Source organism: Streptomyces sp. NPDC001852 (assembly GCF_042891825.1).
Classification (GTDB): Bacteria; Actinomycetota; Actinomycetes; order Streptomycetales; family Streptomycetaceae; genus Streptomyces.
Window position 1 is genome coordinate 58649 of sequence record NZ_JBIATN010000002.1, and the last position, 26135, is coordinate 84783.

23 protein-coding genes and 1 riboswitch are annotated in these 26135 nt (G+C 69.8%); of the genes, 17 read left to right on the forward strand and 6 right to left on the reverse strand.

Features of this window, described 5'->3' with window-relative positions:
• Positions 1-7: 7 nt before the first annotated feature.
• Positions 8-637, reverse strand: coding sequence for a DUF3043 domain-containing protein (locus ACFYZB_RS02945; protein ID WP_388753610.1), 630 nt, complete (start codon positions 635-637; stop codon positions 8-10).
• Between the two features lie 246 nt (positions 638-883).
• Here ACFYZB_RS02945 and ACFYZB_RS02950 point away from each other — a divergent pair, with 246 nt between their 5' ends.
• The 5 genes from ACFYZB_RS02950 (at position 884) to ACFYZB_RS02970 (ending at position 7221) form a co-directional block, all read left to right on the forward strand.
• Positions 884-1675, forward strand: coding sequence for a PspA/IM30 family protein (locus ACFYZB_RS02950; RefSeq protein WP_351203760.1), 792 nt, complete (start codon positions 884-886; stop codon positions 1673-1675).
• A 22-nt stretch (positions 1676-1697) separates the two neighbouring features.
• Positions 1698-1976: a hypothetical protein gene (locus ACFYZB_RS02955; RefSeq protein WP_351203762.1), complete on the forward strand. Its 279-nt coding sequence runs from the start codon at positions 1698-1700 to the stop codon at positions 1974-1976.
• 75 nt (positions 1977-2051) lie between these two features.
• A complete protein-coding gene (locus ACFYZB_RS02960) occupies positions 2052-3272 on the forward strand; it encodes a sensor histidine kinase (RefSeq protein ID WP_388753614.1) in 1221 nt (406 codons plus the stop codon).
• Positions 3269-3943, forward strand: a complete 675-nt coding sequence (locus tag ACFYZB_RS02965; protein ID WP_388753617.1) for a response regulator — start codon at positions 3269-3271, stop codon at positions 3941-3943. The genes ACFYZB_RS02960 and ACFYZB_RS02965 overlap by 4 nt, the downstream gene beginning before the upstream one ends.
• Before the next feature lie 176 nt (positions 3944-4119).
• The gene (locus tag ACFYZB_RS02970) at positions 4120-7221 is read left to right on the forward strand and encodes an efflux RND transporter permease subunit (RefSeq protein WP_388753619.1); all 3102 of its coding nucleotides are present in this window, start codon (positions 4120-4122) and stop codon (positions 7219-7221) included.
• Between the two features lie 51 nt (positions 7222-7272).
• Here the strand turns inward: ACFYZB_RS02970 and nadA are convergent, their stop codons facing one another.
• Positions 7273-8457 (reverse strand): quinolinate synthase NadA, encoded by a 1185-nt coding sequence (gene nadA, locus ACFYZB_RS02975; protein ID WP_388753622.1) that lies wholly within the window; start codon positions 8455-8457, stop codon positions 7273-7275.
• A 264-nt stretch (positions 8458-8721) separates the two neighbouring features.
• Between nadA and ACFYZB_RS02980 the strand changes: the two genes are divergently transcribed.
• Entirely contained in the window at positions 8722-9078 is a 357-nt protein-coding gene (locus ACFYZB_RS02980) for an iron-sulfur cluster assembly accessory protein (protein WP_028422454.1), read from the forward strand.
• Between the two features lie 82 nt (positions 9079-9160).
• Here ACFYZB_RS02980 and ACFYZB_RS02985 read toward each other — a convergent pair whose 3' ends face one another.
• On the reverse strand, positions 9161-10786 hold the full coding sequence (locus ACFYZB_RS02985; protein ID WP_388753625.1) for a hypothetical protein: 1626 nt from the start codon (positions 10784-10786) through the stop codon (positions 9161-9163).
• Positions 10787-10888: 102 nt separating this feature from the next.
• Positions 10889-11110, reverse strand: coding sequence for a hypothetical protein (locus ACFYZB_RS02990; RefSeq protein ID WP_388753627.1), 222 nt, complete (start codon positions 11108-11110; stop codon positions 10889-10891).
• A 130-nt stretch (positions 11111-11240) separates the two neighbouring features.
• Between ACFYZB_RS02990 and ACFYZB_RS02995 the strand changes: the two genes are divergently transcribed.
• On the forward strand, positions 11241-12215 hold the full coding sequence (locus ACFYZB_RS02995; RefSeq protein ID WP_388753629.1) for a carbohydrate kinase family protein: 975 nt from the start codon (positions 11241-11243) through the stop codon (positions 12213-12215).
• 47 nt (positions 12216-12262) lie between these two features.
• On the opposite strand, the gene ACFYZB_RS03000 is transcribed toward ACFYZB_RS02995, so the two are convergent.
• Positions 12263-13639 (reverse strand): cysteine desulfurase/sulfurtransferase TusA family protein, encoded by a 1377-nt coding sequence (locus ACFYZB_RS03000; protein ID WP_388753632.1) that lies wholly within the window; start codon positions 13637-13639, stop codon positions 12263-12265.
• A 280-nt stretch (positions 13640-13919) separates the two neighbouring features.
• Between ACFYZB_RS03000 and coxB the strand changes: the two genes are divergently transcribed.
• The 4 genes from coxB to ACFYZB_RS03020 all read left to right on the forward strand — a co-directional run bounded on the left by coxB (position 13920) and on the right by ACFYZB_RS03020 (position 18428).
• Positions 13920-14879 carry a cytochrome c oxidase subunit II gene (coxB, locus tag ACFYZB_RS03005; protein ID WP_351203781.1) on the forward strand — a complete coding sequence of 320 codons (960 nt, stop codon included), beginning with the start codon at positions 13920-13922 and terminating at the stop codon, positions 14877-14879.
• On the forward strand, positions 14876-16609 hold the full coding sequence (gene ctaD / locus ACFYZB_RS03010) for a cytochrome c oxidase subunit I (protein ID WP_388753635.1): 1734 nt from the start codon (positions 14876-14878) through the stop codon (positions 16607-16609). Before coxB ends, ctaD begins: the two co-directional genes overlap by 4 nt.
• Positions 16606-17004: a cytochrome c oxidase subunit 4 gene (locus ACFYZB_RS03015; protein WP_023551358.1), complete on the forward strand. Its 399-nt coding sequence runs from the start codon at positions 16606-16608 to the stop codon at positions 17002-17004. Before ctaD ends, ACFYZB_RS03015 begins: the two co-directional genes overlap by 4 nt.
• Before the next feature lie 164 nt (positions 17005-17168).
• Positions 17169-18428 (forward strand): Ig-like domain-containing protein, encoded by a 1260-nt coding sequence (locus ACFYZB_RS03020; protein WP_388753637.1) that lies wholly within the window; start codon positions 17169-17171, stop codon positions 18426-18428.
• 40 nt (positions 18429-18468) lie between these two features.
• Here the strand turns inward: ACFYZB_RS03020 and ACFYZB_RS03025 are convergent, their stop codons facing one another.
• On the reverse strand, positions 18469-18870 hold the full coding sequence (locus ACFYZB_RS03025) for a hypothetical protein (protein ID WP_351203787.1): 402 nt from the start codon (positions 18868-18870) through the stop codon (positions 18469-18471).
• 167 nt (positions 18871-19037) lie between these two features.
• Here ACFYZB_RS03025 and ACFYZB_RS03030 point away from each other — a divergent pair, with 167 nt between their 5' ends.
• The 6 genes from ACFYZB_RS03030 to ACFYZB_RS03055 all read left to right on the forward strand — a co-directional run bounded on the left by ACFYZB_RS03030 (position 19038) and on the right by ACFYZB_RS03055 (position 26130).
• Complete coding sequence (locus tag ACFYZB_RS03030) at positions 19038-19658, forward strand: heme-copper oxidase subunit III (RefSeq protein WP_363220413.1); 621 nt, start codon at positions 19038-19040, stop codon at positions 19656-19658.
• A 63-nt stretch (positions 19659-19721) separates the two neighbouring features.
• Positions 19722-20534, forward strand: a complete 813-nt coding sequence (locus ACFYZB_RS03035) for a c-type cytochrome (RefSeq protein ID WP_142218893.1) — start codon at positions 19722-19724, stop codon at positions 20532-20534.
• The gene (locus ACFYZB_RS03040; RefSeq protein ID WP_351203791.1) at positions 20531-21592 is read left to right on the forward strand and encodes a Rieske 2Fe-2S domain-containing protein; all 1062 of its coding nucleotides are present in this window, start codon (positions 20531-20533) and stop codon (positions 21590-21592) included. The genes ACFYZB_RS03035 and ACFYZB_RS03040 overlap by 4 nt, the downstream gene beginning before the upstream one ends.
• The gene (locus ACFYZB_RS03045) at positions 21589-23226 is read left to right on the forward strand and encodes a cytochrome bc complex cytochrome b subunit (protein WP_388753642.1); all 1638 of its coding nucleotides are present in this window, start codon (positions 21589-21591) and stop codon (positions 23224-23226) included. The genes ACFYZB_RS03040 and ACFYZB_RS03045 overlap by 4 nt, the downstream gene beginning before the upstream one ends.
• A 119-nt stretch (positions 23227-23345) precedes the next feature.
• The gene (gene trpD, locus ACFYZB_RS03050; protein ID WP_388753644.1) at positions 23346-24416 is read left to right on the forward strand and encodes an anthranilate phosphoribosyltransferase; all 1071 of its coding nucleotides are present in this window, start codon (positions 23346-23348) and stop codon (positions 24414-24416) included.
• A 75-nt stretch (positions 24417-24491) separates the two neighbouring features.
• Positions 24492-24608: riboswitch (SAM riboswitch) on the forward strand.
• Between the two features lie 160 nt (positions 24609-24768).
• Complete coding sequence (locus ACFYZB_RS03055; protein WP_388753647.1) at positions 24769-26130, forward strand: aminotransferase class V-fold PLP-dependent enzyme; 1362 nt, start codon at positions 24769-24771, stop codon at positions 26128-26130.
• Positions 26131-26135 lie beyond the last annotated feature (5 nt).

Below are 26135 nucleotides of genomic sequence, written 5' to 3' on the forward strand. Positions count from 1 at the left end.
TCTGCGCTCAGGGCCGCTCTCCGCGCTTGACCTGCGGCTTCGGCAGCCGGAGCCGGCGCATCTGGAGAGAGCGCATCAGGGCGTAGGCGACCGCGCCCCGCGAGTTCTGGTCCGGGAAGCGCTCCGCCAGCCGCTTCTTCAGCCGGAACCCGCTGAACGCCGCGTCGAGCACGATCAGCACGATCACCACCAGCCACAGCAGCAGCGCGATCGACTGGATCGCCGGCACCCGCACCACGCTCAGCACCAGGATCACCACGGCGAGCGGCAGGAAGAACTCCGCCACGTTGAACCGCGAGTCCACCCAGTCGCGGGCGAACTTGCGGACCGGGCCCTTGTCCCGGGCGGGCAGGTAGCGCTCGTCACCGGTGGCCAGTGCCTGGCGCTGCCGCTCCAGGGCCTGGCGCCGCTCCTCGCGCTGGCGCTTCGCGGCCTCCTTGCGGTTGGTCGGCGTGTGGGCCACGCTGCGCCGCTGGGACTGGGCCTCACTGCGCTTGGGCGTGGGCCTGCCCTTCGGGGCCTGCGGGTCACGGGGCTGCTTGGAGAGGGTCACCTGCGCCTTGTCGGCGGTCGGGGCCTTCTCGTCCTTGGCACGGCTACGGAACACAAAACCCAAGGGTACGGGCTTCACCGGCATGGACCCCAGCCCGGCGGGGAACGATCCGGCAACACCGGACGTCTGTAGGGGGACAGAGGGGACGTTCCGGTGCGGCCCGGTGGGGGACCACCTACTCCTCACGCCGGAGCGGTACGGTCCGCAGTCGTCCTCGGGGATGAGCGCATCACTCCCCGAACAGTGCGGTAATGGAGTCAGGGCCCGTACTGTGGGTCCTGTCGCAGGATCTGTGAGCTGGAGTCCGTCAGAAGGGGGCGCGCGAAGCCCATGAGCGGTGTCATGAAGCGTATGGGGATGATCTTCCGCGCGAAGGCGAACAAGGCCCTTGACCGGGCCGAGGACCCGCGCGAGACCCTCGATTACTCGTACCAGAAGCAGCTGGAGCTGCTGCAGAAGGTCCGCCGCGGCGTCGCCGACGTGGCGACCAGCCGCAAGCGCCTGGAACTCCAGCTCAACCAGTTGCAGCAGCAGTCCTCCAAGCTGGAGGACCAGGGCCGCAAGGCGCTCGCGCTCGGCCGCGAGGACCTGGCCCGTGAGGCGCTGTCCCGGCGCGCCGCGCTCCAGCAGCAGGTCACCGACCTCGAGACGCAGCACTCCACCCTGCAGGGCGAGGAGGAGAAGCTCACCCTCGCGGCCCAGCGCCTGCAGGCCAAGGTGGACGCGTTCCGTACGAAGAAGGAGACCATCAAGGCCACCTACACCGCCGCCCAGGCCCAGACCCGGATCGGCGAGGCGTTCTCCGGCATCTCCGAGGAGATGGGCGACGTCGGCCTGGCCATCCAGCGGGCCGAGGACAAGACGCAGCAGCTCCAGGCCCGGGCCGGCGCGATCGACGAGCTGCTCGCCTCCGGCGCGCTGGACGACCCGACCGGCATGGCCAAGGACGACATCGCGGCCGAGCTGGACCGGCTCTCCGGTGGTAGTGATGTAGAGCTGGAACTGCAGCGCATGAAGGCCGAGCTGGCCGGAGGCTCCCCGCAGCAGGCCATCGAGGGCGGCACCGGGCAGGGGCAGACCCAGCAGCAGCCGCAGGACACCCCGCGCTTCGACAAGCAGTAGGGGCCACGCCGAGGAGGCCGACGTGATCGTACGGATCATGGGGGAGGGGCAGGTGCGGCTGGACGACGCGCACCTTCCCGAGCTCAACAAGCTGGACGACGAGCTGCTGGCCGAGATGGAGAGCGGCGACGAGGCCGGCTTCCGCCGCACCTTCGCCGCCCTCCTCGACTCCGTCCGCCGGCTCGGCACTCCGCTGCCGGACGACGCGCTGGAGCCCTCGCAGCTGATCCTCCCTTCGCCGGAGGCGTCGCTGGCGGAGGTGCGGGAGATGCTCAGCGACGAGGGGCTGATCCCGGGCTAGCGGCGCCCCTCCGGGCGCGCTCGGCCCGGCCGGCACGGGTACAGGGCACCGCCCCGCACCCGTACTGTTCCATCCGTGAGCACTCTCGACCGCGCCCGCTGCAGTCTCAAAGCGCACCCCCTCGCGCTGGACGCAACCATCGCCGCAGGCGTGCTGGTCTGCATGATCGCGGGATCCTTCGTGACCCCGAGGGGCAACAACGGCGTCACCTGGGGCGTCCGCACCCCCGACTCCCTCAGCCTCCTCCTCATGCTGCTCGCCGCGGCCACGCTGGTCCTGCGCCGCCGCGCCCCCAAGACGGTCCTCGCCGTCACCGGCGCCCTCTCCGTGATCGAGTGCGTCACGGGCGACCCCCGCGCCCCGGTCGCGATGTCCGCCGTGGTGGCCCTGTACACCGTCGCCGCGACCACCGACCGCACCACCACCTGGCGGGTCGGCCTGCTCACCATGACCGTGCTGACGGCCGCCGCCATGCTCGGCGGTCCACTGCCCTGGTACGCGCAGGAGAACCTCGGCGTGCTCGCCTGGACCGGTATCGGCGCCACCGCCGGGGACGCCGTACGCAGCAGGCGCGCGGTCGTGCAGGCCATCCGGGAGCGGGCGGAGAGGGCCGAACGCACCCGGGAGGAGGAGGCCCGCCGCCGGGTCGCCGAGGAGCGGCTGCGCATCGCCCGTGATCTGCACGACGTCGTCGCCCACCACATCGCCCTCGTGAACGTGCAGGCAGGGGTGGCCGCGCACGTCATGGACAAACGGCCCGACCAGGCCAAGGAGGCCCTGGCCCACGTCCGCGAGGCCAGCCGCTCGGCACTGGAGGAGCTGCGCGCCACCGTCGGCCTGCTCCGCCAGTCCGGTGACCCCGCCGCCCCGACCGAGCCCGCTCCCGGCCTCAGCCGGCTGGACGAGCTGGCCGACACCTTCCGCCACGCGGGGCTCCCGGTGGAGGTGGCCCGTGCCGACCAGGGCACGGAACTCCCCGCCGCCGTCGATCTCGCCGCCTACCGGATCATCCAGGAGGCGCTGACGAACGCCCAGAAGCACGCCGGAGCCGACGCCAAGGCGGAGGTCAGCGTCGTACGGGTGGGGACGGACATCGAGGTCACCGTGCTGGACGACGGCGCGGGCGCGGCCGGAGTGCCGGGGGCGGGCGGCGGGCACGGACTGCTCGGCATGCGCGAGCGGGTCACCGCCCTCGGCGGCACCCTCACCACCGGGCCCCGCTACGGCGGCGGTTTCCGCGTCCATGCGATCCTGCCCCTCAAGACCCGCACGACGGCCCCGGGGGAGCCCGAATGACGATCCGTGTCCTGCTCGCCGACGACCAGGCCCTGCTGCGCAGCGCGTTCCGGGTGCTGGTCGACTCCGAGCCCGACATGGAGGTGGTGGGGGAGGCCTCCGACGGGGCGGAGGCGGTCCGGCTGGCGAAGGAGCAGGCCGCCGACGTCGTCCTGATGGACATCCGGATGCCGGGGACCGACGGGCTCGCCGCCACCCGGCTGATCAGCGCCGATCCCTCCCTGGCGGAGGTGCGCGTGGTCATCCTGACCACCTTCGAGGTCGACGACTACGTCGTCCAGGCCCTGCGGGCGGGCGCCTCCGGCTTCCTGGGCAAGGGCAGCGAGCCGGAGGAACTGCTGAACGCCATCCGGGTCGCGGCGGGCGGTGAGGCCCTGCTGTCTCCCGCCGCCACCAAGGGACTGATCGCCCGCTTCCTCGCCCAGGGCGACGACGGCCGTGACCCCGCCCGCTCCGACCGGCTCGGCACGCTCACCGGGCGGGAGCGCGAGGTGCTGGTCCAGGTCGCCGGCGGCCACTCCAACGACGAGATCGCCGAGCGCCTCCAGGTCAGCCCGCTGACGGTGAAGACGCACGTCAACCGGGCCATGGCCAAGCTGGGCGCGCGCGACCGGGCGCAGCTCGTGGTGATCGCGTACGAGTCGGGTCTGGTGCGTCCGAGGACGGACTGATCTCCACCCGGGCCTCCTGGAGATCTCCACCCGGGCGTACTGCGGATCTCCACCCCGGCGTACTGCGAGCGGAGTAGGACCGGGACAGGGAAATGGACCCAGGGCCTACGGATCGGCCGTCCGGGATGGCTCAGGGTGAGAGGGTCTGCCGCTCACAGATTGAGAGACCCTGATCCATGTCCTGGCTGTCGAGATTCAGCCTCCGGCAACGGGCCCTGATCGGCCTGATGTCGCTCGTCGCGCTCGTCTTCGGGCTGATCGCGATACCCCAGATCAAGCAGCAGCTGCTGCCCACCATCAACCTGCCCATGGTGTCGGTGATCGCGCCGTACCAGGGCGCCTCGCCCGACGTGGTCGAGAAGCAGGTCGTCGAGCCGATCGAGAACAACCTCCAGGGCGTCGACGGCGTCAAGTCCGTCACCTCCACCGCCTCCGAGGGCAACGCCGTGATCATGGCGTCCTTCGACTACGGCAACGACACCAAGCGGATCGTCTCCGACGTCCAGCAGGCCGTGAACCGGGCCCGCAACCAGCTCCCGGACGCCGTCGACCCGCAGGTCATATCCGGCTCCACCGACGACATGCCGACCGTGGTCCTCGCCGCCACCTCCGACAAGGACCAGCAGGCCCTCGCCGACCAGCTGGACAACACCGTCGTACCGGCGCTGAAGGACATCGACGGCGTCGGCCGCGTCCAGGTCACCGGCGTGCGCGACCTGCAGGTCACCGTCACCCCGGACGACGCGAAGCTCGCGCGGGCCGGCCTCACCCCCGCCGCGCTCGGCCAGGCCCTGCAGGCGGGCGGCGCGACCGTCCCGGCCGGCTCCTTCGACGAGAACGGCACCAACCACACCGTCCAGGTCGGCGGCGGCTTCACCTCGCTGCAGCAGATCCAGGACCTGATGGTCACCGGCCAGGGCGGGGAGAAGCCGGTACGGCTGGGTGACGTGGCCACCGTCAAGGAGCAGCCTGCCCCGGCCGACTCCATCACCCGCACCGACGGCAGGCCCAGCCTCGCCGTCACCGTGACGATGGACCACAACGGCAGCGCGGTCACCATCTCGAACGCGGTCAAGGACAAGCTGCCCGACCTGCGCGTGCAGCTCGGCTCGGGCGCGAAGCTCACGGTCGTCAGCGACCAGGGCCCGGCCGTGTCGAAGTCCATCAAGGGCCTGACCACGGAGGGCGCGCTCGGCCTGCTCTTCGCGGTCCTGGTCATCCTGGTCTTCCTCGCGTCGGTCCGCTCGACGCTGGTGACGGCTGTCTCCATCCCGCTGTCGGTGGTGCTGGCCCTGATCGTGCTGTGGACGCGCGGCCTGTCGCTGAACATGCTCACGCTCGGTGCGCTGACCATCGCCATCGGCCGGGTCGTGGACGACTCGATCGTCGTCCTGGAGAACATCAAGCGGCACCTCGGCTACGGCGAGGAGCGCAGGGACGCCATCCTGAACGCCGTGCGCGAGGTGGCCGGCGCGGTCACCTCCTCCACCCTCACCACGGTCGCCGTGTTCCTGCCGATCGGCCTGGTCGGCGGCATGGTGGGTGCCCTGTTCGGCTCGTTCAGCATCACGGTGACGGCGGCCCTGCTGGCCTCCCTGCTGGTGTCGCTGACGGTCGTACCGGTCCTGTCGTACTGGTTCCTGCGCGCCCCGAAGGGCACCCCCGAGGACGCGGCCGAGGCCCGCCGCCGGGCCGAGGAGAAGGAGGCGAACAGCCGTCTGCAGCGCGCCTACGTCCCCGTCCTGCGCTTCGCCACCCGCCGCCGCCTCACCAGCGTGCTGATCGCGATCGTGGTCCTGGTGCTGACCTTCGGCATGGGCGGCCTGCTGAAGACGAACTTCTTCGACCAGGGCGAGCAGGAGGTCATCACCGTCAAGCAGGAGCTGAAGCCGGGCACGAGCCTGGCCGCCACCGACGCGCAGGCCAAGCGGGTGGAGAAGCTGCTCGCCGCCACCGAGGGCGTCAAGGACTACCAGGTCACCGTCGGCTCCTCCGGCTTCATGGCGGCCTTCGGCGGCGGCACGAGCACCGACCAGGCGTCGTACCAGGTGATGCTCAAGGACTCCAAGTCGTACGCCAAGGTGCAGAAGCACATCGAGGACGGCCTGAAGCAGCTCAAGGGCATCGGTACGACCACGGTGTCGGCCGGTGGCGGCTTCGGCAACCAGAACCTGAGCGTGGTGGTCAAGGCGTCCGACCCGCAGACGCTGCGCACGGCCGCGGAGCAGGTCCGCTCCACGGTCGCCGGCCTGGACGGCGTCACGGACGTCACCAGCGACCTCGCGACCAGCGTGCCCCGGATCTCGGTCAAGGCGGGCGCCAGGGCGGCCGCGGCCGGGTTCGACGACCAGAAGCTCGGCGCGGCGGTCGCCGAGGCGGTGCGCGGTACGACGGCGGCGAAGGCGATCCTCGACGACACCGAGCGCGATGTCGTGGTGCGGTCGGCGAATCCCGCGACCACGATGGCCCAGCTGAAGGCGCTGCGCCTCGGCCCGGTGAAGCTCGGCGACATCGCCACGGTGCAGCTGGTGGACGGCCCGGTGTCGCTGACCCGGATCGACGGCCGGCGCGCCGCCACCATCACGGCCAGGCCGACCGGTGACAACACCGGGGCGATCAGCACCGAGCTCCAGTCGAAGATCAAGGCGCTGAAGCTCCCGGCGGGCGCGAAGGCCGAGATCGGCGGCGTGACGTCGGACCAGAGCGACGCGTTCAAGAACCTGGGCCTCGCCATGCTGGCGGCGATCGCGATCGTCTTCATGCTGCTGGTGGCGACCTTCCGCTCGCTGGCCCAGCCGCTGATCCTCCTGGTCTCCATCCCCTTCGCGGCGACGGGCGCGATCGGCCTGCTGGTCGCCACCGGCACCCCGATGGGCGTCCCGGCGATGATCGGCATGCTGATGCTGATCGGCATCGTGGTGACCAACGCGATCGTCCTGATCGACCTGATCAACCAGTACCGGAGGCAGGGTCACGGCGTGGTGGAAGCCGTCGTCGAGGGCGGCCGCCACCGCCTCCGCCCGATCCTGATGACGGCCCTGGCGACGATCTTCGCCCTGCTCCCGATGGCCTTGGGCGTCACCGGCGAGGGCGGCTTCATCGCCCAGCCGCTCGCGGTGGTCGTCATCGGCGGCCTGATCACGTCCACCCTGCTGACGCTGCTGCTGGTGCCGACGCTCTACGCGATGCTGGAACTCCGCAAGGAGCGCCGGGCGAAGAAGCGGACGGCCAAGCGGGAGGCGAAGACGGAGAAGGTCCTGGAGCCCGCCGGAGTCTGACGGCATGGAAAAGGGCCGGGTCTCGCAGGAGACCCGGCCCTTTCGTGCGCGCTACGGCAGCGCGAGCATCCGCTCCAGGGCCAGCTTCGCGAAGGCCTCGGTCTCCTTGTCGACCTCGATCCGGTTGACCAGCTTGCCCTCGGCCAGGGACTCCAGGGCCCAGACCAGGTGGGGCAGGTCGATGCGGTTCATGGTCGAGCAGAAGCAGACCGTCTTGTCGAGGAAGACGATCTCCTTGTCCTCGGGCGCGAAACGGTTCGCCAGCCGCCGTACCAGGTTCAGCTCGGTGCCGATGGCCCACTTGGAGCCCGCCGGGGCCGCCTCCAGGGCCTTGATGATGTACTCCGTCGAGCCGACGTAGTCCGCGGCGGCGACCACCTCGTGCTTGCACTCGGGGTGGACGAGGACGTTCACGCCGGGGATGCGGGCGCGCACGTCGTTGACCGAGTCCAGGTTGAAGCGGCCGTGCACCGAGCAGTGGCCGCGCCACAGGATCATCTTCGCCGCACGCAGCTCGTCCGCCGTCAGGCCGCCGTTCGGCTTGTGCGGGTTGTAGACCACGCAGTCGTCCAGGGACATGCCCATGTCCCGGACGGCGGTGTTGCGGCCCAGGTGCTGGTCGGGCAGGAACAGCACCTTCTCGCCCTGCTCGAAGGCCCAGTCCAGCGCCCGCTTGGCGTTCGACGAGGTGCAGATCGTGCCGCCGTGCTTGCCGGTGAACGCCTTGATGTCGGCGGAGGAGTTCATGTACGAGACCGGTACGACCTGCTCGGCCACGCCCGCCTCGGTCAGGACGTCCCAGCACTCCGCGACCTGCTCGGCCGTCGCCATGTCGGCCATCGAGCAGCCGGCGGCGAGGTCGGGCAGGACGACCTTCTGGTCGTCGGAGGTGAGGATGTCCGCCGACTCGGCCATGAAGTGCACACCGCAGAAGACGATGTACTCGGCTTCCGGGCGCGCGGCCGCGTCCCGGGCCAGCTTGAAGGAGTCGCCCGTGACGTCGGCGAACTGGATGACCTCGTCGCGCTGGTAGTGGTGGCCGAGCACGAAGACCTTGTCGCCGAGCTTCTCCTTGGCCGCACGGGCGCGCGCGACCAGGTCCGGGTCGGACGGCGAGGGCAGGTCACCGGGGCACTCGACGCCCCGCTCGCTCTTCGGGTCGGCCTCACGGCCGAGCAGCAGCAGGGCGAGCGGAGTCGGCTGCACGTCGAGTTCCGGGGTCTGGGCGGTGGTCACGGCACGCACCCTTTCTACTTTTCGTCTAACTGACGCTATCTATCATAACCGGTTCACGTCAGTTTGACGATGGCCATAACGTCGATGTGACGTGAATCCCGCTCGGGTCCCTCCACGAGCCGCTGCCGACCTCGTGGGGCATGTGCGAGCATGAAGACGGAAGTAAAAACGCGCCAACACGACTGCCCGCCCCGGAATGAATCCGCGGAACCGCCGGTTGCACTCGTCGGCAAGCAGTCTCCGTACAACCCGGGAGAGATGTAGATGTCCGTATCGGACGAGACCACCACCGTCACCGACGGCATCATCCTGACCGACGCCGCCGCGGCCAAGGTCAAGGCCCTGCTCGACCAGGAAGGCCGCGACGACCTCGCGCTGCGCGTCGCCGTCCAGCCCGGCGGCTGCTCCGGCCTGCGCTACCAGCTCTTCTTCGACGAGCGCTCGCTCGACGGTGACGTGGAGAAGGACTTCGGCGGGGTCAAGGTCGTCACGGACCGCATGAGCGCTCCGTACCTGGGTGGCGCCACCATCGACTTCGTGGACACGATCGAGAAGCAGGGCTTCACGATCGACAACCCGAACGCGACCGGCTCCTGCGCCTGCGGCGACTCCTTCAGCTGAGCCGAGGGTTCACACCCCGACGGTCCGAAAAGGCGGCGGTCCCCCGAGCGGGGGGCCGCCGCCTTCGTCGTACGCCGGGAGGTCAGCGAGATGGGGCCGGGGCGTCCGGGTGCAGGGCGCCCGGCGTGGTCCGTGGAATGCGGCCGCCGTCGGCGCCGACCACCGTCCGCCCGTCCAGCGGCGCGGCTAGCCGTACGGTCTTGACGTACTCCTTGGCGATCAGCACACACACCTTGTCCGGCCAGGGGTGCTCGGTGACGGTCACGGTCACCCGCTCGCCGGTCTCCTTCGCCGCCACCGTGTAGTCGGCGCACACCCCGCCGTAGAAGCTCACGGTCAGCTCGCTGTCCTCGGCCAGGTAGCCGGTGACCTTCACGTCATGGGGCGCCGCGGACGCGGTGGGCGCCGAGGGAGTGGCCGCCGACGCCAGGTACCGGGGATCGACCGCCGGGTACGACACCGTCGACGCGCCCTGGCCGGCCGGCCCCCGCACCTCGAACAGCCACGACGGCACCAGCGTCTGCCGCCCGGCGACGGCGTGCGCGGCGAGCCCGAACACCGCCCTGTCCACGGTGACCGCGTCCGTCCCCGCGTCGGCCCCCCGCTGCGGCGCCCCCGTGGACGCGCCGCAGGGCTGCTCCAGCCGGTTCTTCAGCGGCACCGGACGGGTGCAGCCGCCGATCCCCATGCGGTGGTCGCTCTTCGGCGCCGCGTTCATCAGCTTCAGCGTCTTCGCGGCGCCCAGCACGGGATACGTGTCGCCCTTCACCGGCGCACCGAGCAGCCCGTGCCCGCCGACCAGCGCGCCCTGCCGGTCCACGGTCAGGCCGGTCGTCCAGCCGTACGTCGGCAGCCCGCCGACCACCGGGTCGGCGTTCACGACCCGCCCGCTCCCCATGACCTGGCTCGCGTCGATCTTCGCGTCGTCCAGCCCCGCCGCCTTCAGCACCGGCGCGGCCGCCTCGGTCGCCTGCCGTACGCTCACCGGGGCGCCGGCCGGCACCATCGGGTCGTGCGTGCACAGGACGCCCTTCTTGCAGTCGTCCGTGCCCGGCGCGTACCGGCTGAACGTCCAGCTGCCCGGCGCGTCCCGGTTCACCGTCAGGCTCGGCCCGGAGCCGTCGTTGCCGCCGACCCGCCAGATCCGGCCCTCGGCCACCGGCGTGCCGTCGACGCCCAGCGCCTTGGCCAGCCGGACCACCGCGTCCCTGCCGACCTCACCCTTCGGCACGTACAACGGCGCGGAGCCGGGACCGGCCGGCAGTCCGCCGCGGGCGACGTACGTCGCGCCGTACGGGTCCGGCTCGCCCACAGCGATGCCGTTGCCGCTGGTCCAGCCGTCCAGCGCGAGCGGCGGGGGAGTGGCGCCGGAGCCGTCCGCGCCGGGGCCGCCCGCACGGCCGCCGGTGTCGCCGCTCGCCGCGAGGTAGGCGCCACCGCCGCCGACCAGCAGCACCGCGGCGGCGACCGAGACGACGATGAGCCGCGACCGCCGCCGGCCGGCCTGCCCGCCCTCGGCGCCGTCGATGTCGCCGATACCGCCGCTGCCGTCGGCGCCCTGCCCCGCAGCGGCCGTCGGCTCGGCCCTCCCCGAGCCCCCGGGCCCCTCCTGGCCCTCGCCGCCGCCCGCGTCCCCCGCGGCCTCGGCGCTCTCGGTGTGCTCGGAGCTCTCCGGGTGCTCGCGGTTCTCGGGTCGCTCGGTGTTCACCGCATCGCTCCTCGCTGGTCGTATCCCGCATCCCCCGCCTGGAGGACGGCGATGGGACGTGGGAGGGGAGCGTGCGGTTCCCTGCGGAGTGCGCCCCGCGCGTCAGTCGCCGTAGTCGGACATCGCGTCCAGCAGGTGCGCGGACCGCTCCGGCACGCGCACCCCGTGGATCAGGGACGGCGGCACCGGCCGGACCTCGGCGTGCTCGGGAACCGCCCAGCGCGGCGCCATCCGGGCGCAGTCTCCGCGCAGCACGGCGAGGTCGCCCTCCAGGTCACCCTCGAGGCCGGCGTGAACGGTGGGGCGGAACTTGAGGTTGGTCATGACCGCACGGTAGGCCCGTTCGGGGTCGCGAAGAAATACCTACTATCGGGTAGTTTCGCCAGCTACAGCGTGAGCGGCCGAGCGGGTAGCGTGAACTGTCAACCCAGCCTCCCGCAGGAGATTCCCCGTCGTGCGCATCGCAGTCACCGGCTCCATCGCCACCGACCACCTCATGACCTTCCCCGGTCGTTTCGCCGACCAGTTCGTCGCGGACCAGCTGCACACGGTTTCGCTCTCCTTCCTCGTCGACAACCTGGACGTGCGCCGGGGCGGCGTCGCCGCGAACATCGCCTTCGGCATGGGCCAGCTCGGCACCCAGCCGATCCTGGTCGGTGCCGCCGGCTTCGACTTCGACGAGTACCGGGCCTGGCTCGACCGGCACGGCGTGGACACCGACTCGGTCCGTATCTCCGAGACCCTGCACACCGCCCGCTTCGTGTGCACCACCGACGCCGACCACAACCAGATCGGCTCGTTCTACACCGGCGCGATGAGCGAGGCCCGCCTCATCGAGCTGAAGACCGTCGCCGACCGCGTGGGCGGCCTGGACCTGGTCCTCATCGGCGCCGACGACCCGGAGGCGATGCTCCGCCACACGGAGGAGTGCCGCTCCCGCCGGATCCCCTTCGCCGCCGACTTCTCCCAGCAGATCGCCCGGATGGACGGCGACGAGATCCGGGTGCTGCTGGAGGGGGCGACGTACCTGTTCTCCAACGAGTACGAGAAGGGCCTCATCGAGTCCAAGACCGGCTGGACCGACGCCGAGATCCTGGGCAAGGTCGGCCACCGCGTCACCACGCTCGGCTCGCGCGGCGTACGCATCGAACGGGTCGGCGAGGACCCGATCGAGGTCGGCGTCCCCGAGGAGGAGCGCAAGGCCGACCCCACGGGCGTCGGCGACGCCTTCCGCGCCGGGTTCCTGTCGGGCCTGGCCTGGGGCGTCTCGCTCGAGCGCGCCGCCCAGGTGGGCTGCATGCTGGCGACGCTCGTCATCGAGACGGTGGGCACGCAGGAGTACCGGCTGCGGCGGGGGCACTTCATGGAGCGGTTCGTGAAGGCGTACGGGGACGAGGCGGGGGAGGAAGTGCGGGCGCACCTCCAGTGAGGTGGGCGGAGCAGTGTGTCGGCTCCGCCCCGCGCTCCTGAGGTCGGTCACCTCGTCCGGCGGACAACATATGCCGTTCCCCTGTCCGCCGGCTCCTCCCCGACGTACTCCTGCCCCCGCATCTCGCACCAAGCCGGAATGTCCAGGCGGGCCGCCTCGTCGTCGGACAGGACCCGTACGGTCCCCCCGACCGGCACCCGTCCGAACACCTTGGCCAGTTCGATGACCGGGATGGGGCAGCGCTTGCCGAGGGAGTCGACGACTAGTTCCTCGGCCCGTACGGCCGTCTCGGGTGCCGGTGCGCCCAGCTTCTCCCGGACGCCCGCCACCACCCCCGGCAGCACCGCCAGGAACCGCTCCACGTCCTCCTCGGCCGTCCCCGCCGGCAGGGACACCCGCACGTTCCCCTCGCTCAGCACGCCCATCGCCTTCAGTACATGGCTCGGCGTCAGCGTGCTGCTCGTGCAGGAGGAACCGGAGGAGACCGAGAAGCCCTCCCGGTCCAGCTCGTGCAGCAGCGCCTCGCCGTCGACGTAGAGACAGGAGAAGGTGACGATCCCGGGCAGCCGGCGCTCGGGGTCGCCGACCACCTCCACGTCCGGCACCAGCCGCGGCACCCGCGTCCGGATCCGCTCCGTCAGCTCCCGTAGCCGTACCGCCTCCTGAGCCGCCTCGGCCTGAACCGCCCGCAGCGAGGCCACGGCCGCCACGATCGCCGGGATGTTCTCGAACCCGGGCGCCCGGCCCGACTCCCGCTCGTCCACCGGGCGTTGGGCGGCGAACCGCACTCCCTTGCGCACGACGAGCAGCCCTACCCCGGACGGCCCGCCCCATTTGTGCGCACTGGCGGTCAGCAGTGACCAGCCGCCCTCGACGCGCCCCCAGCCCAGCGACTGCGCCGCGTCCACCAGCAGCGGCACCCCGGCGGCCCGGCACACCTCGGCCACCTCGCCGACCGGCTGCACGGTACCGACTTCGTGGTTGGCCGACTGCAGGCACGCCAGCGCGGTGTCCGGGCGGAGGGCGGAGGCGTAGTCCGCGGAGGTGACGGCTCCGGCCCGGCTGACGGCCACTTGGGTGACCGTCCCACCGTCCGCCTCGAAAACCTCCGCTGAATGGAGGACGGAGGAGTGTTCGACGGACGACACGATCAGGTGGCGTCCGACCCGCCGCCGCCCGGCCAACGCCCCGGCGATCCCGCTGTGCAGGGCCCGGGTCCCCGACGAGGTGAAAACCACCTCGTCCGCCCGGCACCCCACGGCCTCGGCAGCCGCCTCCCGCGCCGCATCCAGCAACATCCGGGCCTTGCGCCCCTCCCGGTACAGCCGTGCAGGATCGGCCCACCCCTCATCCAAAGAGGCCAACAACGCCTGACGGGCAACGGGATGGAGAGGAACGGCGGAGGCAGCGTCAAAGTAGGCCATACGGCAACGTTAAGACCCCGGCGGGGACAGCCGACCCAGGGGCGCGGGGCTGTGACATCAGCGGCTCCGCCGCGGGGCGCGACCAGCCACAACGGACCCGCAGCCGCCAATCCAGCGAACCACCCAACTCAGTAGGCACCCCTCCCCGCGAACCCCCGGAGAGGGTGGGCTAGGGTTTGGTCCGCATAAACATCCAAACCCCTGCCCGACGCAGGGCGGCGACCGACCAGCGAGAAGGCCGCAGCCGACCGCGCGGGCGAGACTCTCGGGAAGGCGCTACGTGAGTCCCAACGGCTCCGACCGCTCGCCGCGGCGCCCGATGCGGCGGAAGCTGCTGCAGGCACTGACCGCGGGCCTGGTCCTGGCGACCGCAACCGGTTGCACATACAAGGACTTCCCCCGCCTTGGCATGCCCACCCCGACCACGGAAGAGGCTCCGCGGATCCTCTCCCTGTGGCAGGGCTCCTGGGCTGCCGCGCTCGCCGTCGGCGTGCTGGTGTGGGGCCTGATCCTGTGGAGCGCCATGTTCCACCGGCGCAGCCGCACCAAGGTCGAGGTACCTCCGCAGACCCGGTACAACATGCCGATCGAGGCCCTGTACACGGTGGTCCCGATCATCATCATCTCGGTGCTCTTCTACTTCACGGCCCGGGACGAGTCGAAGCTCCTGAGCCTCTCCAAGAAGCCGGACGTCACGATCAACGTGGTCGGCTTCCAGTGGAGCTGGGGCTTCAACTACATCGAGAACGTCCCCGGTGTCTCCGGCGACGCGAAGACCGACGCGAACCTGAACGCCATTCCGGACCGGTTCAAGAAGGACTTCCCGGCGAACGCCGGCGGTGTCTACGACGTCGGTACGCCCGCCACGAAGAACCCGCAGACGGGCAACCCCGGTCCGACGCTCTGGCTCCCCAAGGGTGAGACGGTCCGCTTCGTCCTGACCTCTCGTGACGTCATCCACTCCTTCTGGGTGGTGCCGTTCCTGATGAAGCAGGACGTCATCCCGGGCCACACCAACGCCTTCCAGGTCACTCCGAACCACGAAGGCACCTTCCTCGGCAAGTGCGCCGAGCTCTGCGGTGTCGACCACTCGCGCATGCTGTTCAACGTGAAGGTCGTCTCCCCGGCGGCGTACCAGAAGCACCTCCAGGACCTCGCCAAGAAGGGGCAGACCGGTTACATTCCCGCCGGCATCGCGCAGACGAGCCACGAGAAGAACCGGGAGACGAACAACCTGTGAGCATCCTCAACGAACCCCAGGGTGCCGCGGCAGCTGAAGGCGCGTTCGCGGACGAGCTGCCGGTCAGGCGCAAGCAGCCCGGCAATGTCGTGGTGAAGTGGCTGACGACCACCGACCACAAGACGATCGGGACGATGTACCTTGCGACGTCGTTCGCGTTCTTCCTGATCGGTGGCGTGATGGCGCTGCTCATGCGCGCCGAGCTGGCCCGGCCGGGCCTGCAGATCATGTCGAACGAGCAGTTCAACCAAGCGTTCACGATGCACGGCACGATCATGCTGCTGATGTTCGCGACGCCGCTGTTCGCCGGTTTCGCGAACTGGATCATGCCGCTGCAGATCGGCGCCCCCGACGTGGCGTTCCCGCGGCTGAACATGTTCGCCTACTGGCTGTACCTGTTCGGCTCGCTCATCGCGGTGGGCGGCTTCCTCACCCCGCAGGGTGCGGCCGACTTCGGCTGGTTCGCCTACTCGCCGCTGTCCGACGCGGTCCGCAGCCCCGGTGTCGGCGCCGACATGTGGATCATGGGTCTCGCCCTGTCCGGCTTCGGCACCATCCTCGGCTCGGTCAACTTCATCACCACGATCATCTGCATGCGCGCACCGGGCATGACCATGTTCCGCATGCCGATCTTCGTGTGGAACGTGCTGCTGACCGGTGTCCTGGTCCTGCTGGCCTTCCCGGTCCTCGCGGCCGCGCTGTTCGCCCTGGAAGCGGACCGCAAGTTCGGCGCCCACGTCTTCGACGCCGCAAACGGCGGCGCACTACTGTGGCAACACCTCTTCTGGTTCTTCGGACACCCAGAGGTGTACATCATCGCCCTGCCGTTCTTCGGAATCATCTCCGAAGTGATCCCGGTGTTCTCCCGCAAGCCGATGTTCGGCTACATGGGCCTGATCGCCGCGACCATCGCGATCGCCGGTCTGTCCGTGACCGTGTGGGCCCACCACATGTACGTCACCGGCGGTGTGCTGCTGCCGTTCTTCTCCTTCATGACCTTCCTGATCGCGGTCCCGACCGGTGTGAAGTTCTTCAACTGGATCGGCACCATGTGGAAGGGCTCGCTGTCCTTCGAGACGCCGATGCTCTGGGCGACCGGCTTCCTGATCACCTTCACGTTCGGTGGTCTGACCGGTGTCATCCTGGCGTCGCCGCCGATGGACTTCCACGTCTCCGACTCGTACTTCGTGGTGGCCCACTTCCACTACGTGGTCTTCGGTACGGTCGTCTTCGCCATGTTCTCCGGCTTCCACTTCTGGTGGCCGAAGTGGACCGGCAAGATGCTGGACGAGCGCCTCGGCAAGATCACCTTCTGGACGCTGTTCATCGGCTTCCATGGCACCTTCCTGGTCCAGCACTGGCTGGGCGCCGAGGGCATGCCCCGCCGGTACGCCGACTACCTGGCGGCCGACGGCTTCACCGCCCTGAACACGGTCTCGACGATCAGCTCCTTCCTGCTCGGCCTGTCGATCCTGCCGTTCCTCTACAACGTCTGGAAGACGGCCAAGTACGGCAAGCCGGTCGGCGTGGACGACCCGTGGGGCTACGGCCGTTCGCTCGAGTGGGCGACGTCCTGCCCGCCGCCGCGGCACAACTTCCTCACCCTGCCGCGGATCCGCAGCGAATCCCCGGCGTTCGACCTGCACCACCCTGAGATCGCCGCGCTCGAGCAGCTCGCGCACAGCGGTCACGGCACCGCCATCGCGGGCAGCAAGGAGGCCGGCAAGTGAAGATCCAGGGTCGGATGTTCATCTGGCTGAGCGTCTTCATCCTGATCATGGCCATCGTGTATGGCGTGTGGTCGAAGGAGCCGGCCGGTACCACCGCACTGTTCCTGGCCTTCGGCCTGAGCGTCATGATCGGCTTCTACCTGGGCTTCACCGCCCGGCGGGTCGACGCGGGCGCCCAGGACGACAAGGAGGCCGACGTCGCGGACGACGCGGGCGAGCTGGGCTTCTTCAGCCCGCACAGCTGGCAGCCGCTCATGCTGGGCTTCGGCGGCGCGATCGCCTTCCTCAGCATCGCGGTCGGCTGGTGGCTGATCTACTTCTCCGCCCCGTTCATCGTGGTCGGTCTGTTCGGCTGGGTGTTCGAGTACTACCACGGTGAGAACCGCACCCAGTAGCACGCGAGTGCACGCACCGGAGGCCCGGACGCTCCCTCAGGAGGGTCCGGGCCTCCGGCTTTTCCACAGGTCGCCCGTGTGCGGTCGTTCCTTTGCCGCAGTGTCGATCACTCGTACGGGTTACCCACCGCGCAAATGGGGTCAACGCCTCATAGCGTGATCGTATGAACCACACTCCGCGGACCCGCACCGTCGTCAGCTGCACCCTGCTGGTGACCGCGCTCGGCGCGGGCCTCACCGCCTGCAGTTCGGACGGCAACCCCTTGTCGGCCAAGCCGTACGACGCGGCGGACGTGATCTCCTCCAACCTCCCCACCGAGGAGGGGGAGCGGGCCGACCCGGACAAGCCCCTGGAGATCACCGCCGACGGTGACGACCGCATCACCGACGTCACCGCCCAGGACTCCGCAGGGCGCTATGTGCCGGGCGAACTCGCCGCCGACGGCAGCAGATGGCACAGCACCGCCCCGCTGGCCGCCAACGCCCACTACACGGTCACGGTGAGCACCGAGGACGGCGACGGCGCGCCCGGCCGCAAGGTCCTCACCTTCGACACCAGCAAGCCGACCAGCAGGAAGCGCCTGACCGTCACCCTCGGACCCAAGTCGGGCCAGTACGGCGTCGGACAGCCCATCACCGCCCAACTCGACCAGGAGGTGAAGGACAAGGCGCAGCGCGCCATCGTGGAGCGCGCCCTCCGGGTGGAGTCCACGCCGGCCGTACAGGGCTCCTGGTACTGGGTCAGCGACAAGGAACTCCACTACCGGCCCGAGGAGTACTGGCCCGCCCACGCCACCATCACGGTGCACAGCAACCTGGACGGCATCAGGATCAGCGACCGGCTGTGGGGCGGCCCGTCGAAACCGCTGAAGATCACCACGGGTGACCGGATCGAGGCCCTGACGGACGCCGCGGCACACCAACTGACCTTCTACAAGAACGGTGAGGCGATCAAACGGATCCCCGTCACCACCGGCAGGCCCGGCTACGACACCCGCAACGGCGTCAAGGTCGTCCTGGAGAAGGCATACGTCGTACGCATGCGCAGTTCCACCATCGGCATCGCCGCGGGCAGCTCCGACTCCTTCGACCTGTCGGTCTACTACTCCACCCGGGTGACCTGGTCCGGCGAGTACGTGCACGCCGCGCCGTGGTCCGTGGGTTCACAGGGCTACGCCAACGTCAGCCACGGCTGCACGGGCATGAGTACGGCCAACGCCGAGTGGTTCTTCGACAACATCCACCAGGGCGACATCGTCAGGGTCGTCAACTCCAGGGGCCGCCAGATGGAGGACTTCGGCAACGGCTTCGGCGACTGGAACGTCGACTGGAAGAAATGGAGCAAGGGCAGCGCCCTCGTCAACGGCACGCGGGAGGGGCCGACGGAGTCGGACACGGTGAGACTGCAGCCGGCGGCGCTCTGAGCGCCCCGCAGGGGCGCGGGGCCCCCGCGCCCCCTCTCCGCTAGGCGCCCACCAACCGCTTCTGACGGAGCAGCGAAGCAAGGGCCGAGGAGAACTCCACGGGATCCACCGGAAGGGTCACAGCGGCGTCGGCCCGGCTCCACGTGGCCAGCCACGCGTCCTGGGGCCGGCCCATCAGCAGAAGCACCGGCGGGCAGTTGAACACCTCGTCCTTGATCTGCCGGCACACCCCCATACCCCCCATGGGCACGGCCTCGCCGTCCAGCACGCACACATCGATCCCGCCCCTGCCCAGCTCGCGCAGCACCGCCTCGGGCGTCGCGCACTCCAGGAACTCGACAAAGGGGACGTCGGGAGCGGGCCTGCGGCCGGCGGCCAGCCGTACCTGCTCGCGGGTGTTGGAGTCGTCGCTGTAGACCAGCACCATGGCGGTCGGCTGCATTGTTCCTCCGGGACGTCAGCGTCGTACGGACGGGACGGACAGGGCCGTTCGGGGCGGAGCTTACTCCCGTCGAAGTCCCCATGAACACCACGTCAACACCGGTTCGGCGGGCAGCAACACTCCGAACGGCACCCCCCGGAGTGAGGGCGGGATAAGCGACCGACATAATGTCGGTCGTGGCGACAGCAACGACAGTAGAAACCGGGCACGCGCACCCGTCGGTCAACCGGCCGAACCTCACCAGCGTCGGAACCATCATCTGGCTGAGTTCCGAGCTGATGTTCTTCGCGGCCCTCTTCGCGATGTACTTCACCCTGCGGTCGGTGACGGGTCCGGCGCACTGGAAGCACATGGCCGACGCGCTCAATGTGCCCTTCTCCGCGACGAACACCACGATCCTGGTGCTCTCCTCGCTCACCTGCCAGCTCGGCGTGTTCGCGGCCGAGCGCGGTGACGTGAAGAAGCTCCGCGGGTGGTTCATCCTCACCTTCATCATGGGTGCGATCTTCATCGGCGGTCAGATCTACGAGTACACGAGCCTGGTGAAGGACGAGGGCATCTCGCTCTCCTCCGACCCCTACGGCTCGGTGTTCTACCTGACCACCGGCTTCCACGGCCTGCACGTGACGGGCGGTCTCATCGCCTTCCTGCTGGTCCTCGGCCGCACCTACATGGCCAAGAGGTTCACCCACGAGCAGGCGACCGCCGCCATCGTCGTGTCCTACTACTGGCACTTCGTCGATGTGGTCTGGATCGGCCTTTTCGCCACGATCTACCTGATCAAGTAGCCGGGACCGGCTCCCGCACATCCAGAAGCACCGACGCAGAAGATCCTGACACCGGGGTAATCCGTGAAAAAGCTCTCCGCACGACGACGCCATCCGCTGGCGGCGGTCGTCGTCCTACTCCTCGCGCTGGCGGCCACTGGGGGGCTGTACGCCGCGTTCGCACCCGCGGGCAAGGCGCAGGCCGATGATTCCGCCCAGTCCCTGACCATCCAGGAGGGCAAGAAGCTCTACGAGGTCGGCTGCGCCAGCTGCCACGGCACCGGTGGCCAGGGCTCCTCCGACGGGCCGAGCCTGGTCGGCGTGGGCGCCGCGGCCGTCGACTTCCAGGTCGGCACCGGCCGTATGCCGGCCGCCACCTCGCAGGGCGCCCAGGTGCCGCGCAAGAAGGTCGTCTACAACCAGACGCAGATCGACCAGCTCGCCGCGTACATCGCCTCGCTGGGCGCCGGCCCGAGCGTGCCCACCAAGGACCAGTACGGCCCCGACGGCGCGGACATCGCCAAGGGTGGCGAGCTGTTCCGCACCAACTGCGCGCAGTGCCACAACTTCACCGGCAAGGGCGGTGCCCTGACCAAGGGCAAGTTCGCGCCGACGCTCGAGGGCGTCGACCCGAAGCACATCTACGAGGCCATGCAGACCGGCCCGCAGAACATGCCGTCCTTCCCGGACACCACGTTGTCCTCGAAGAACAAGAAGGACATCATCGCGTACCTGCACGCGGTCGACAGCAGCGAGACGACGAACCCCGGCGGTCTGGAGCTGGGCGGCCTCGGGCCGGTCAGTGAGGGTCTGTTCGCCTGGATCTTCGGCCTCGGCGCGCTGATCGTGGTCGCCGTCTGGGTCGCCGCTCGGACCGCAAAGGCCAAGAAGTCATGAGTAGCCAAGACATTCCAGAAGAGAACCTGCCCGCAGAGCAGGAGCACGCGCACGGCGCGGTAACGGCGGTCGCGGACGAGGAGAACCCGTTCGCCGACCCGGGGCTGCCGCCCCACGAGCACCGCATCCAGGACATCGACGAGCGGGCCGCCAGGCGGTCCGAGCGCATGGTCGCCCTGCTGTTCACGGTGTCGATGCTGGCCACCGTCGGCTTCATCGTCTCGTACGTGACCATCCCGCACGACAAGGACATCTTCGTCTTCCCGATCGGGCACCTCAGCGCGCTGAACTTCGCGCTGGGTCTGACCCTCGGCACGGCGCTGTTCTGCATCGGCGCGGGCGCGGTCCACTGGGCCCGCACCCTGATGTCCGACGTCGAGGTCGCCGACGAGCGTCACCCGATCGAGGCCTCCCCCGAGGTCCGGGCCAAGGTCCACGCGGACTTCCGCCAGGGTGCCGCCGAGTCGGCGCTCGGCCGCCGCAAGCTGCTGCGCACCACCATGTTCGGCGCGCTGGCCCTGTTCCCGCTCTCCGGCGTCATGCTGCTGCGCGACCTCGGCCCGCTGCCCGGCACCTCGCTGCGTCACACGCTGTGGGCCAAGGGCAAGCGCCTGGTCAACACGAACACGGGCCTGCCGCTGCGCCCCGAGGACGTCGCCGTCGGCTCCCTCACCTTCGCCAAGCCCGACGGGCTGAACGAGACGGACGAGGAGTTCCAGACGGAGATCGCCAAGGCCGCGCTGATGATCGTCCGGCTGCAGCCGGACAACATCAAGGACAAGCGCGAGCTCGACTGGTCGCACGAAGGCATCGTCGCCTTCTCCAAGATCTGCACCCACGTCGGCTGCCCGATCTCCCTGTACGAGCAGCAGACGCACCACGTGCTGTGCCCGTGCCACCAGTCCACCTTCGACCTCTCCGACGGCGCCCGAGTGATCTTCGGCCCCGCCGGCCACGCCCTGCCGCAGCTGCGCATCGGTGTGGACAGTGAGGGTTACCTCCAGGCGCTCGGCGACTTCGAGGAGCCCGTCGGTCCTGCATTCTGGGAGCGCGGATGAGTACTGCAGCGAACGAGACGCCCCGCTCTCGCGGGAAGGCACCGGCCGGCGAGCGCGTCGCCGACTGGGCCGACGGCCGGCTCGGGATCTACTCCCTGGCCAAGGCCAACATGCGCAAGATCTTCCCCGACCACTGGTCGTTCATGTTGGGCGAAGTGTGCATGTACAGCTTCATCATCATCATCCTGACGGGTGTCTACCTGACGTTGTTCTTCCACCCGTCGATGAACGAGGTGGAGTACCACGGCAGCTATGTCCCGCTCCAGGGTCAGCTGATGTCCGAGGCGTTCAACTCGACCCTGCACATCTCCTTCGACGTGCGCGGTGGTCTGCTCATCCGGCAGATCCACCACTGGGCCGCGCTGATCTTCCTCGCCGGCATGTTCGTGCACATGATGCGCGTGTTCCTCACCGGCGCGTTCCGCAAGCCGCGTGAGATCAACTGGCTGTTCGGCTTCCTGCTGTTCGTCCTCGGCATGTTCACCGGCTTCACCGGTTACTCGCTCCCGGACGACCTGCTCTCCGGCACCGGTGTCCGCTTCATGGAGGGCGCGATCCTGTCCGTGCCGATCGTCGGCACGTACCTGTCGTTCTTCCTCTTCGGCGGTCAGTTCCCCGGCCACGACTTCGTCGCCCGGTTCTACTCGATCCACATCCTGCTGCTTCCGGGCATCATGCTCGGCCTGATGGTGGGCCACCTGATCCTGGTCTTCTACCACAAGCACACGCAGTTCGCGGGTCCCGGCAAGAGCAACAACAACGTCGTCGGCATGCCGCTGCTGCCGGTCTACATGGCCAAGGCCGGAGGCTTCTTCTTCCTGGTCTTCGGTGTCATCGCGGCCATCGCGGCGGTCGCCCAGATCAACCCGATCTGGGCCATGGGCCCCTACCGTCCGGACCAGGTGTCCACCGGCGCCCAGCCCGACTGGTACATGGGCTTCGCCGAGGGTCTGATCCGCTTCATGCCGGGCTGGGAGATCAACCTCTGGGGTCACACGCTCGTCCTGGGCGTGTTCATCCCGCTGGTCCTCTTCCCGCTGGTCCTGGCGGCGATCGCGGTCTACCCGTTCATCGAGTCCTGGATCACCGGCGACAAGCGCGAGCACCACATCCTGGACCGCCCGCGCAACGCCCCGACGCGTACCGCGTTCGGTGTCGCCTGGGTGACGATCTACATGATCACCCTGGTCGGTGGCGGCAACGACCTGTGGGCCACCCACTTCCACCTGTCGATCAACGCCGTGACCTGGTTCGTCCGGATCTTCTTCTTCCTCGGGCCGATCATCGCGTTCATCGTCACCAAGCGGATCTGCCTGGGTCTGCAGCGCCGCGACCGCGACAAGGTGCTGCACGGTCGCGAGACCGGCATCATCAAGCGCCTGCCGCACGGTGAGTTCATCGAGGTGCACGAGCCGCTCAGCCAGGAGCAGCTGCACACCCTCACGGCTCACCACCAGTACGAGCCGGCCGAGATCGGCCCGACGGTCGACGAGAACGGTGTCGAGCGCAAGGTCGGTGCCTCGGAGAAGCTCCGGGTGAAGCTGTCCAACGCCTACTACGGCGAGGACAACCAGATCCCGAAGCCGACCGTCGAGGAGTACAAGGAGATCACGAGCGGCCACGGCCACCACTGATCCCGCGTCGCCACGCCACGCCGAAGGGCCCCGTCCGGGTTACGGACGGGGCCCTTCGCCGTGCCCGGCGCTGGATAGGCTGGGACCACACTGTTTCTTCAGGACACCAGGAGCGGCTGATGAGCGCTGTGACCCCCGCTGGAGGCGACACCGCGGCGGGCCGTTCCTGGCCCGCCCTGCTGAACGGCCTGCTGGACGGCCAGGACCTCTCCGCCGACGACACCGCGTGGGCGATGGACCGGATCATGCGCGGCGAGGCGACCGACGCGCAGATCGCGGGGTTCGCGGTGGCGCTGCGGGCCAAGGGACAGACGGTGCAGGAGATCACCGGTCTGGTCCGCACGATGTACGAGCACGCGAACGTGATCGAGGTGCCCGGCCACACCGTCGACATCGTCGGCACGGGCGGGGACGGGGCGAGGACGGTGAACATCTCCACGATGTCGTCACTGGTCGTCGCCGGTACGGGCGCGAAGGTCGTCAAGCACGGCAACCGCGCCGCGTCCTCCGCCTCCGGATCCTCCGACGTCCTGGAGAAGCTGGGCGTCAACCTCGACCTCACGCCCCGGCGGGTGGCCGAGGTCGCGGAGGAGGCCGGCATCACCTTCTGCTTCGCGGTGAAGTTCCACCCCGCGCTGCGTCATGTGGGCGCCGCGCGCGGCCAGTTGGGCATCCGTACGGTGTTCAACCTGCTCGGTCCGCTGACCAACCCGGCGAAGGTGCGGGCCCAGGCGGTCGGCGTGGCCGTCCCTCGAGAGGCGCCCATCGTCGCGGGCGTGCTCGCGGAGCGCGGCAACTCCTCGCTGGTCTTCCGCGGCGACGACGGGCTGGACGAGCTGACCACGACGTCCACGTCCCACGTCTGGGTGGTCCGGGACGGCAAGGTCACCGAGGAGACCTTCGACCCGCGGGACGTCGGCATCGACCTCGTCCCCGTGGAGGCGCTGCGCGGCGGCGACCCGTCGCACAACGCCGAGGTCGCCCGCCGTCTGCTGGACGGCGAGCGGGGCCCGGTACGGGACGCCGTGCTGCTGAACTCCGCGGCGGCCCTCGTGGCCCTGCACCCGACGGACGCCTCTCTCGCCAACCAGCTGCGGGCCGGCATGGCCCAGGCCGCCGAGTCCATCGACTCGGGCGCGGCGAAGCGAACGCTGGAACGGTGGGTGGCGGCGAGCAACGACAGGGCCTAGCCGTCGCCGGTGGTCGTCCCGCGATCCGGACACGGGTTGCGGGGCGACGATCTTTTACCGTACGTTTCTGCACCAGGTCATGAGTGACAGCCATTCGGCCCCGGCCGGCTGTCCGGCAACCCTCCGTCCGTGGCGGGGTGCCCCGGGTGAGGACCAGGCCGTAGGCAGCGAGGTCTACGGCAAGCGCGGACCCCTCGCGCGCTTGACGAGAGCGCGGGACCAGGGGTCCTGGTCATCGAGGGAGCCTTCCGTGAGCAAGCGAATGCGATAGGGCCGCAGAGCCCCGCCTCCGCACACCCCTTTTCTCTTCTTCCGTACGTCTCTTCGCGTACGTCCTCACGGGAGTTCCCCCATGTCTGTCTTCACCGCTGCCGCCGACCAGTCCGTTTGCGCCCCCCTGCCCGTTCTGGGCCGGGATGTCACCGTCCCGCTCGTCACCGGCGGCGAGGTGACCTACGCGGCCCTCGACTACGCGGCCAGCGCCCCCGCCCTGCAGCGCGTCTGGGACGACGTGGCCGCCTACGCGCCGTACTACGGCAGCGTCCACCGTGGCGCCGGCTACCTCTCCCAGCTCTCCACCGACCTCTTCGAGAACGCCCGGAAGACGGTCGCCGACTTCCTCGGCTGCCGCCCCGACGACCAGGTGGTCTTCACCCGCTCGACCACCGACTCCCTGAACCTGCTGGCCCGCGCCCTCCCCGCCGACTGCCAGGTCTTCGTCTTCGAGACCGAGCACCACGCCTCCCTGCTGCCCTGGCAGGACGCGCACGTCACCTACCTCAACGCGCCGCGCACCCCGCAGCAGGCCGTGGCGGCCCTGGAGCGGGCCCTCGCCGACCGGGACCCCTACGGCCCGGCCCTGGTCTGCGTCACCGGCGCCTCCAACGTCACCGGCGAGCTGTGGCCGGTGCGCGAACTGGCCGCGGCGGCGCACGCCCACGGCGCCCGTATCGTCCTGGACGCCGCCCAGCTGGCCCCGCACCACCCCGTGTCCCTCCGCGACCTGGACGTCGACTGGGTCGCCTTCTCGGGCCACAAGCTGTACGCCCCCTTCGGCTCCGGTGTGCTCGCCGGCCGCGCCGACTGGCTGCGCGCGGCGGAGCCGTACCTGGCGGGCGGGGGTGCCAGCCGCAAGGTGTCCCGGCGTCAGGACGGCGGCGTGGACGTGGAGTGGCACGACAGTGCCGCGCGGCACGAGGCGGGCTCGCCCAATGTGATCGGCGCCTACTCCATCGCGTCGGCCTGCAAGGCGCTGACCGAGGCCGGCTGGGACACCCTGGTGGCCCGTGAGCAGCACCTCGTCCGCAGGGTCCGGGCCGGGCTTGCCGAGGTCCCCCAGGTGAAGGTGCTGTCCCTCTTCGGTGACGACGCCCCGCGCGTCGGCGTCATCTCCTTCGTCGTCGAGGGCTGGAACAGCTCGCACTTCGCCGCCGCGCTCTCCGCCGAGTACGGCATCGGCGTCCGCGACGGCCTCTTCTGCGCCCACCCCCTGGTCCGCACCCTCCTCGGCACCGACCCCCAGACCCAGGGCGAATGCGGCGCCCCCGAGGCGGCGCCGGGGGAGAAGTCCCTCAACGCCATCCGCGTGAGCTTCGGCGCGGGCACCCCCGACGAGCACGTGGAGCGTTTCGTGACGGCGGTACGGGAACTGGTGACCGACGGTGCGAAGTGGACGTACCGGACGGAGGGCGGCCGCTGCGTCCCGGCGGTGTGACCGGC

Bases quoted from the DNA above. Each gene is read 5' to 3' on its own strand.
- ACFYZB_RS02945 (WP_388753610.1), bottom strand. From the start codon at position 637: ATGCCGGTGAAGCCCGTACCCTTGGGTTTTGTGTTCCGTAGCCGTGCC.
- ACFYZB_RS02950 (WP_351203760.1), top strand. From the start codon at position 884: ATGAGCGGTGTCATGAAGCGTATGGGGATGATCTTCCGCGCGAAGGCG.
- ACFYZB_RS02965 (WP_388753617.1), top strand. From the start codon at position 3,269: ATGACGATCCGTGTCCTGCTCGCCGACGACCAGGCCCTGCTGCGCAGC.
- ACFYZB_RS02970 (WP_388753619.1), top strand. From the start codon at position 4,120: ATGTCCTGGCTGTCGAGATTCAGCCTCCGGCAACGGGCCCTGATCGGC.
- ACFYZB_RS02980 (WP_028422454.1), top strand. From the start codon at position 8,722: ATGTCCGTATCGGACGAGACCACCACCGTCACCGACGGCATCATCCTG.
- ACFYZB_RS02990 (WP_388753627.1), bottom strand. From the start codon at position 11,110: ATGACCAACCTCAAGTTCCGCCCCACCGTTCACGCCGGCCTCGAGGGT.
- ACFYZB_RS03000 (WP_388753632.1), bottom strand. From the start codon at position 13,639: ATGGCCTACTTTGACGCTGCCTCCGCCGTTCCTCTCCATCCCGTTGCC.
- ACFYZB_RS03020 (WP_388753637.1), top strand. From the start codon at position 17,169: ATGAACCACACTCCGCGGACCCGCACCGTCGTCAGCTGCACCCTGCTG.
- ACFYZB_RS03025 (WP_351203787.1), bottom strand. From the start codon at position 18,870: ATGCAGCCGACCGCCATGGTGCTGGTCTACAGCGACGACTCCAACACC.
- ACFYZB_RS03030 (WP_363220413.1), top strand. From the start codon at position 19,038: ATGTCGGTCGTGGCGACAGCAACGACAGTAGAAACCGGGCACGCGCAC.
- ACFYZB_RS03040 (WP_351203791.1), top strand. From the start codon at position 20,531: ATGAGTAGCCAAGACATTCCAGAAGAGAACCTGCCCGCAGAGCAGGAG.
- ACFYZB_RS03045 (WP_388753642.1), top strand. From the start codon at position 21,589: ATGAGTACTGCAGCGAACGAGACGCCCCGCTCTCGCGGGAAGGCACCG.
- trpD (WP_388753644.1), top strand. From the start codon at position 23,346: ATGAGCGCTGTGACCCCCGCTGGAGGCGACACCGCGGCGGGCCGTTCC.
- ACFYZB_RS03055 (WP_388753647.1), top strand. From the start codon at position 24,769: ATGTCTGTCTTCACCGCTGCCGCCGACCAGTCCGTTTGCGCCCCCCTG.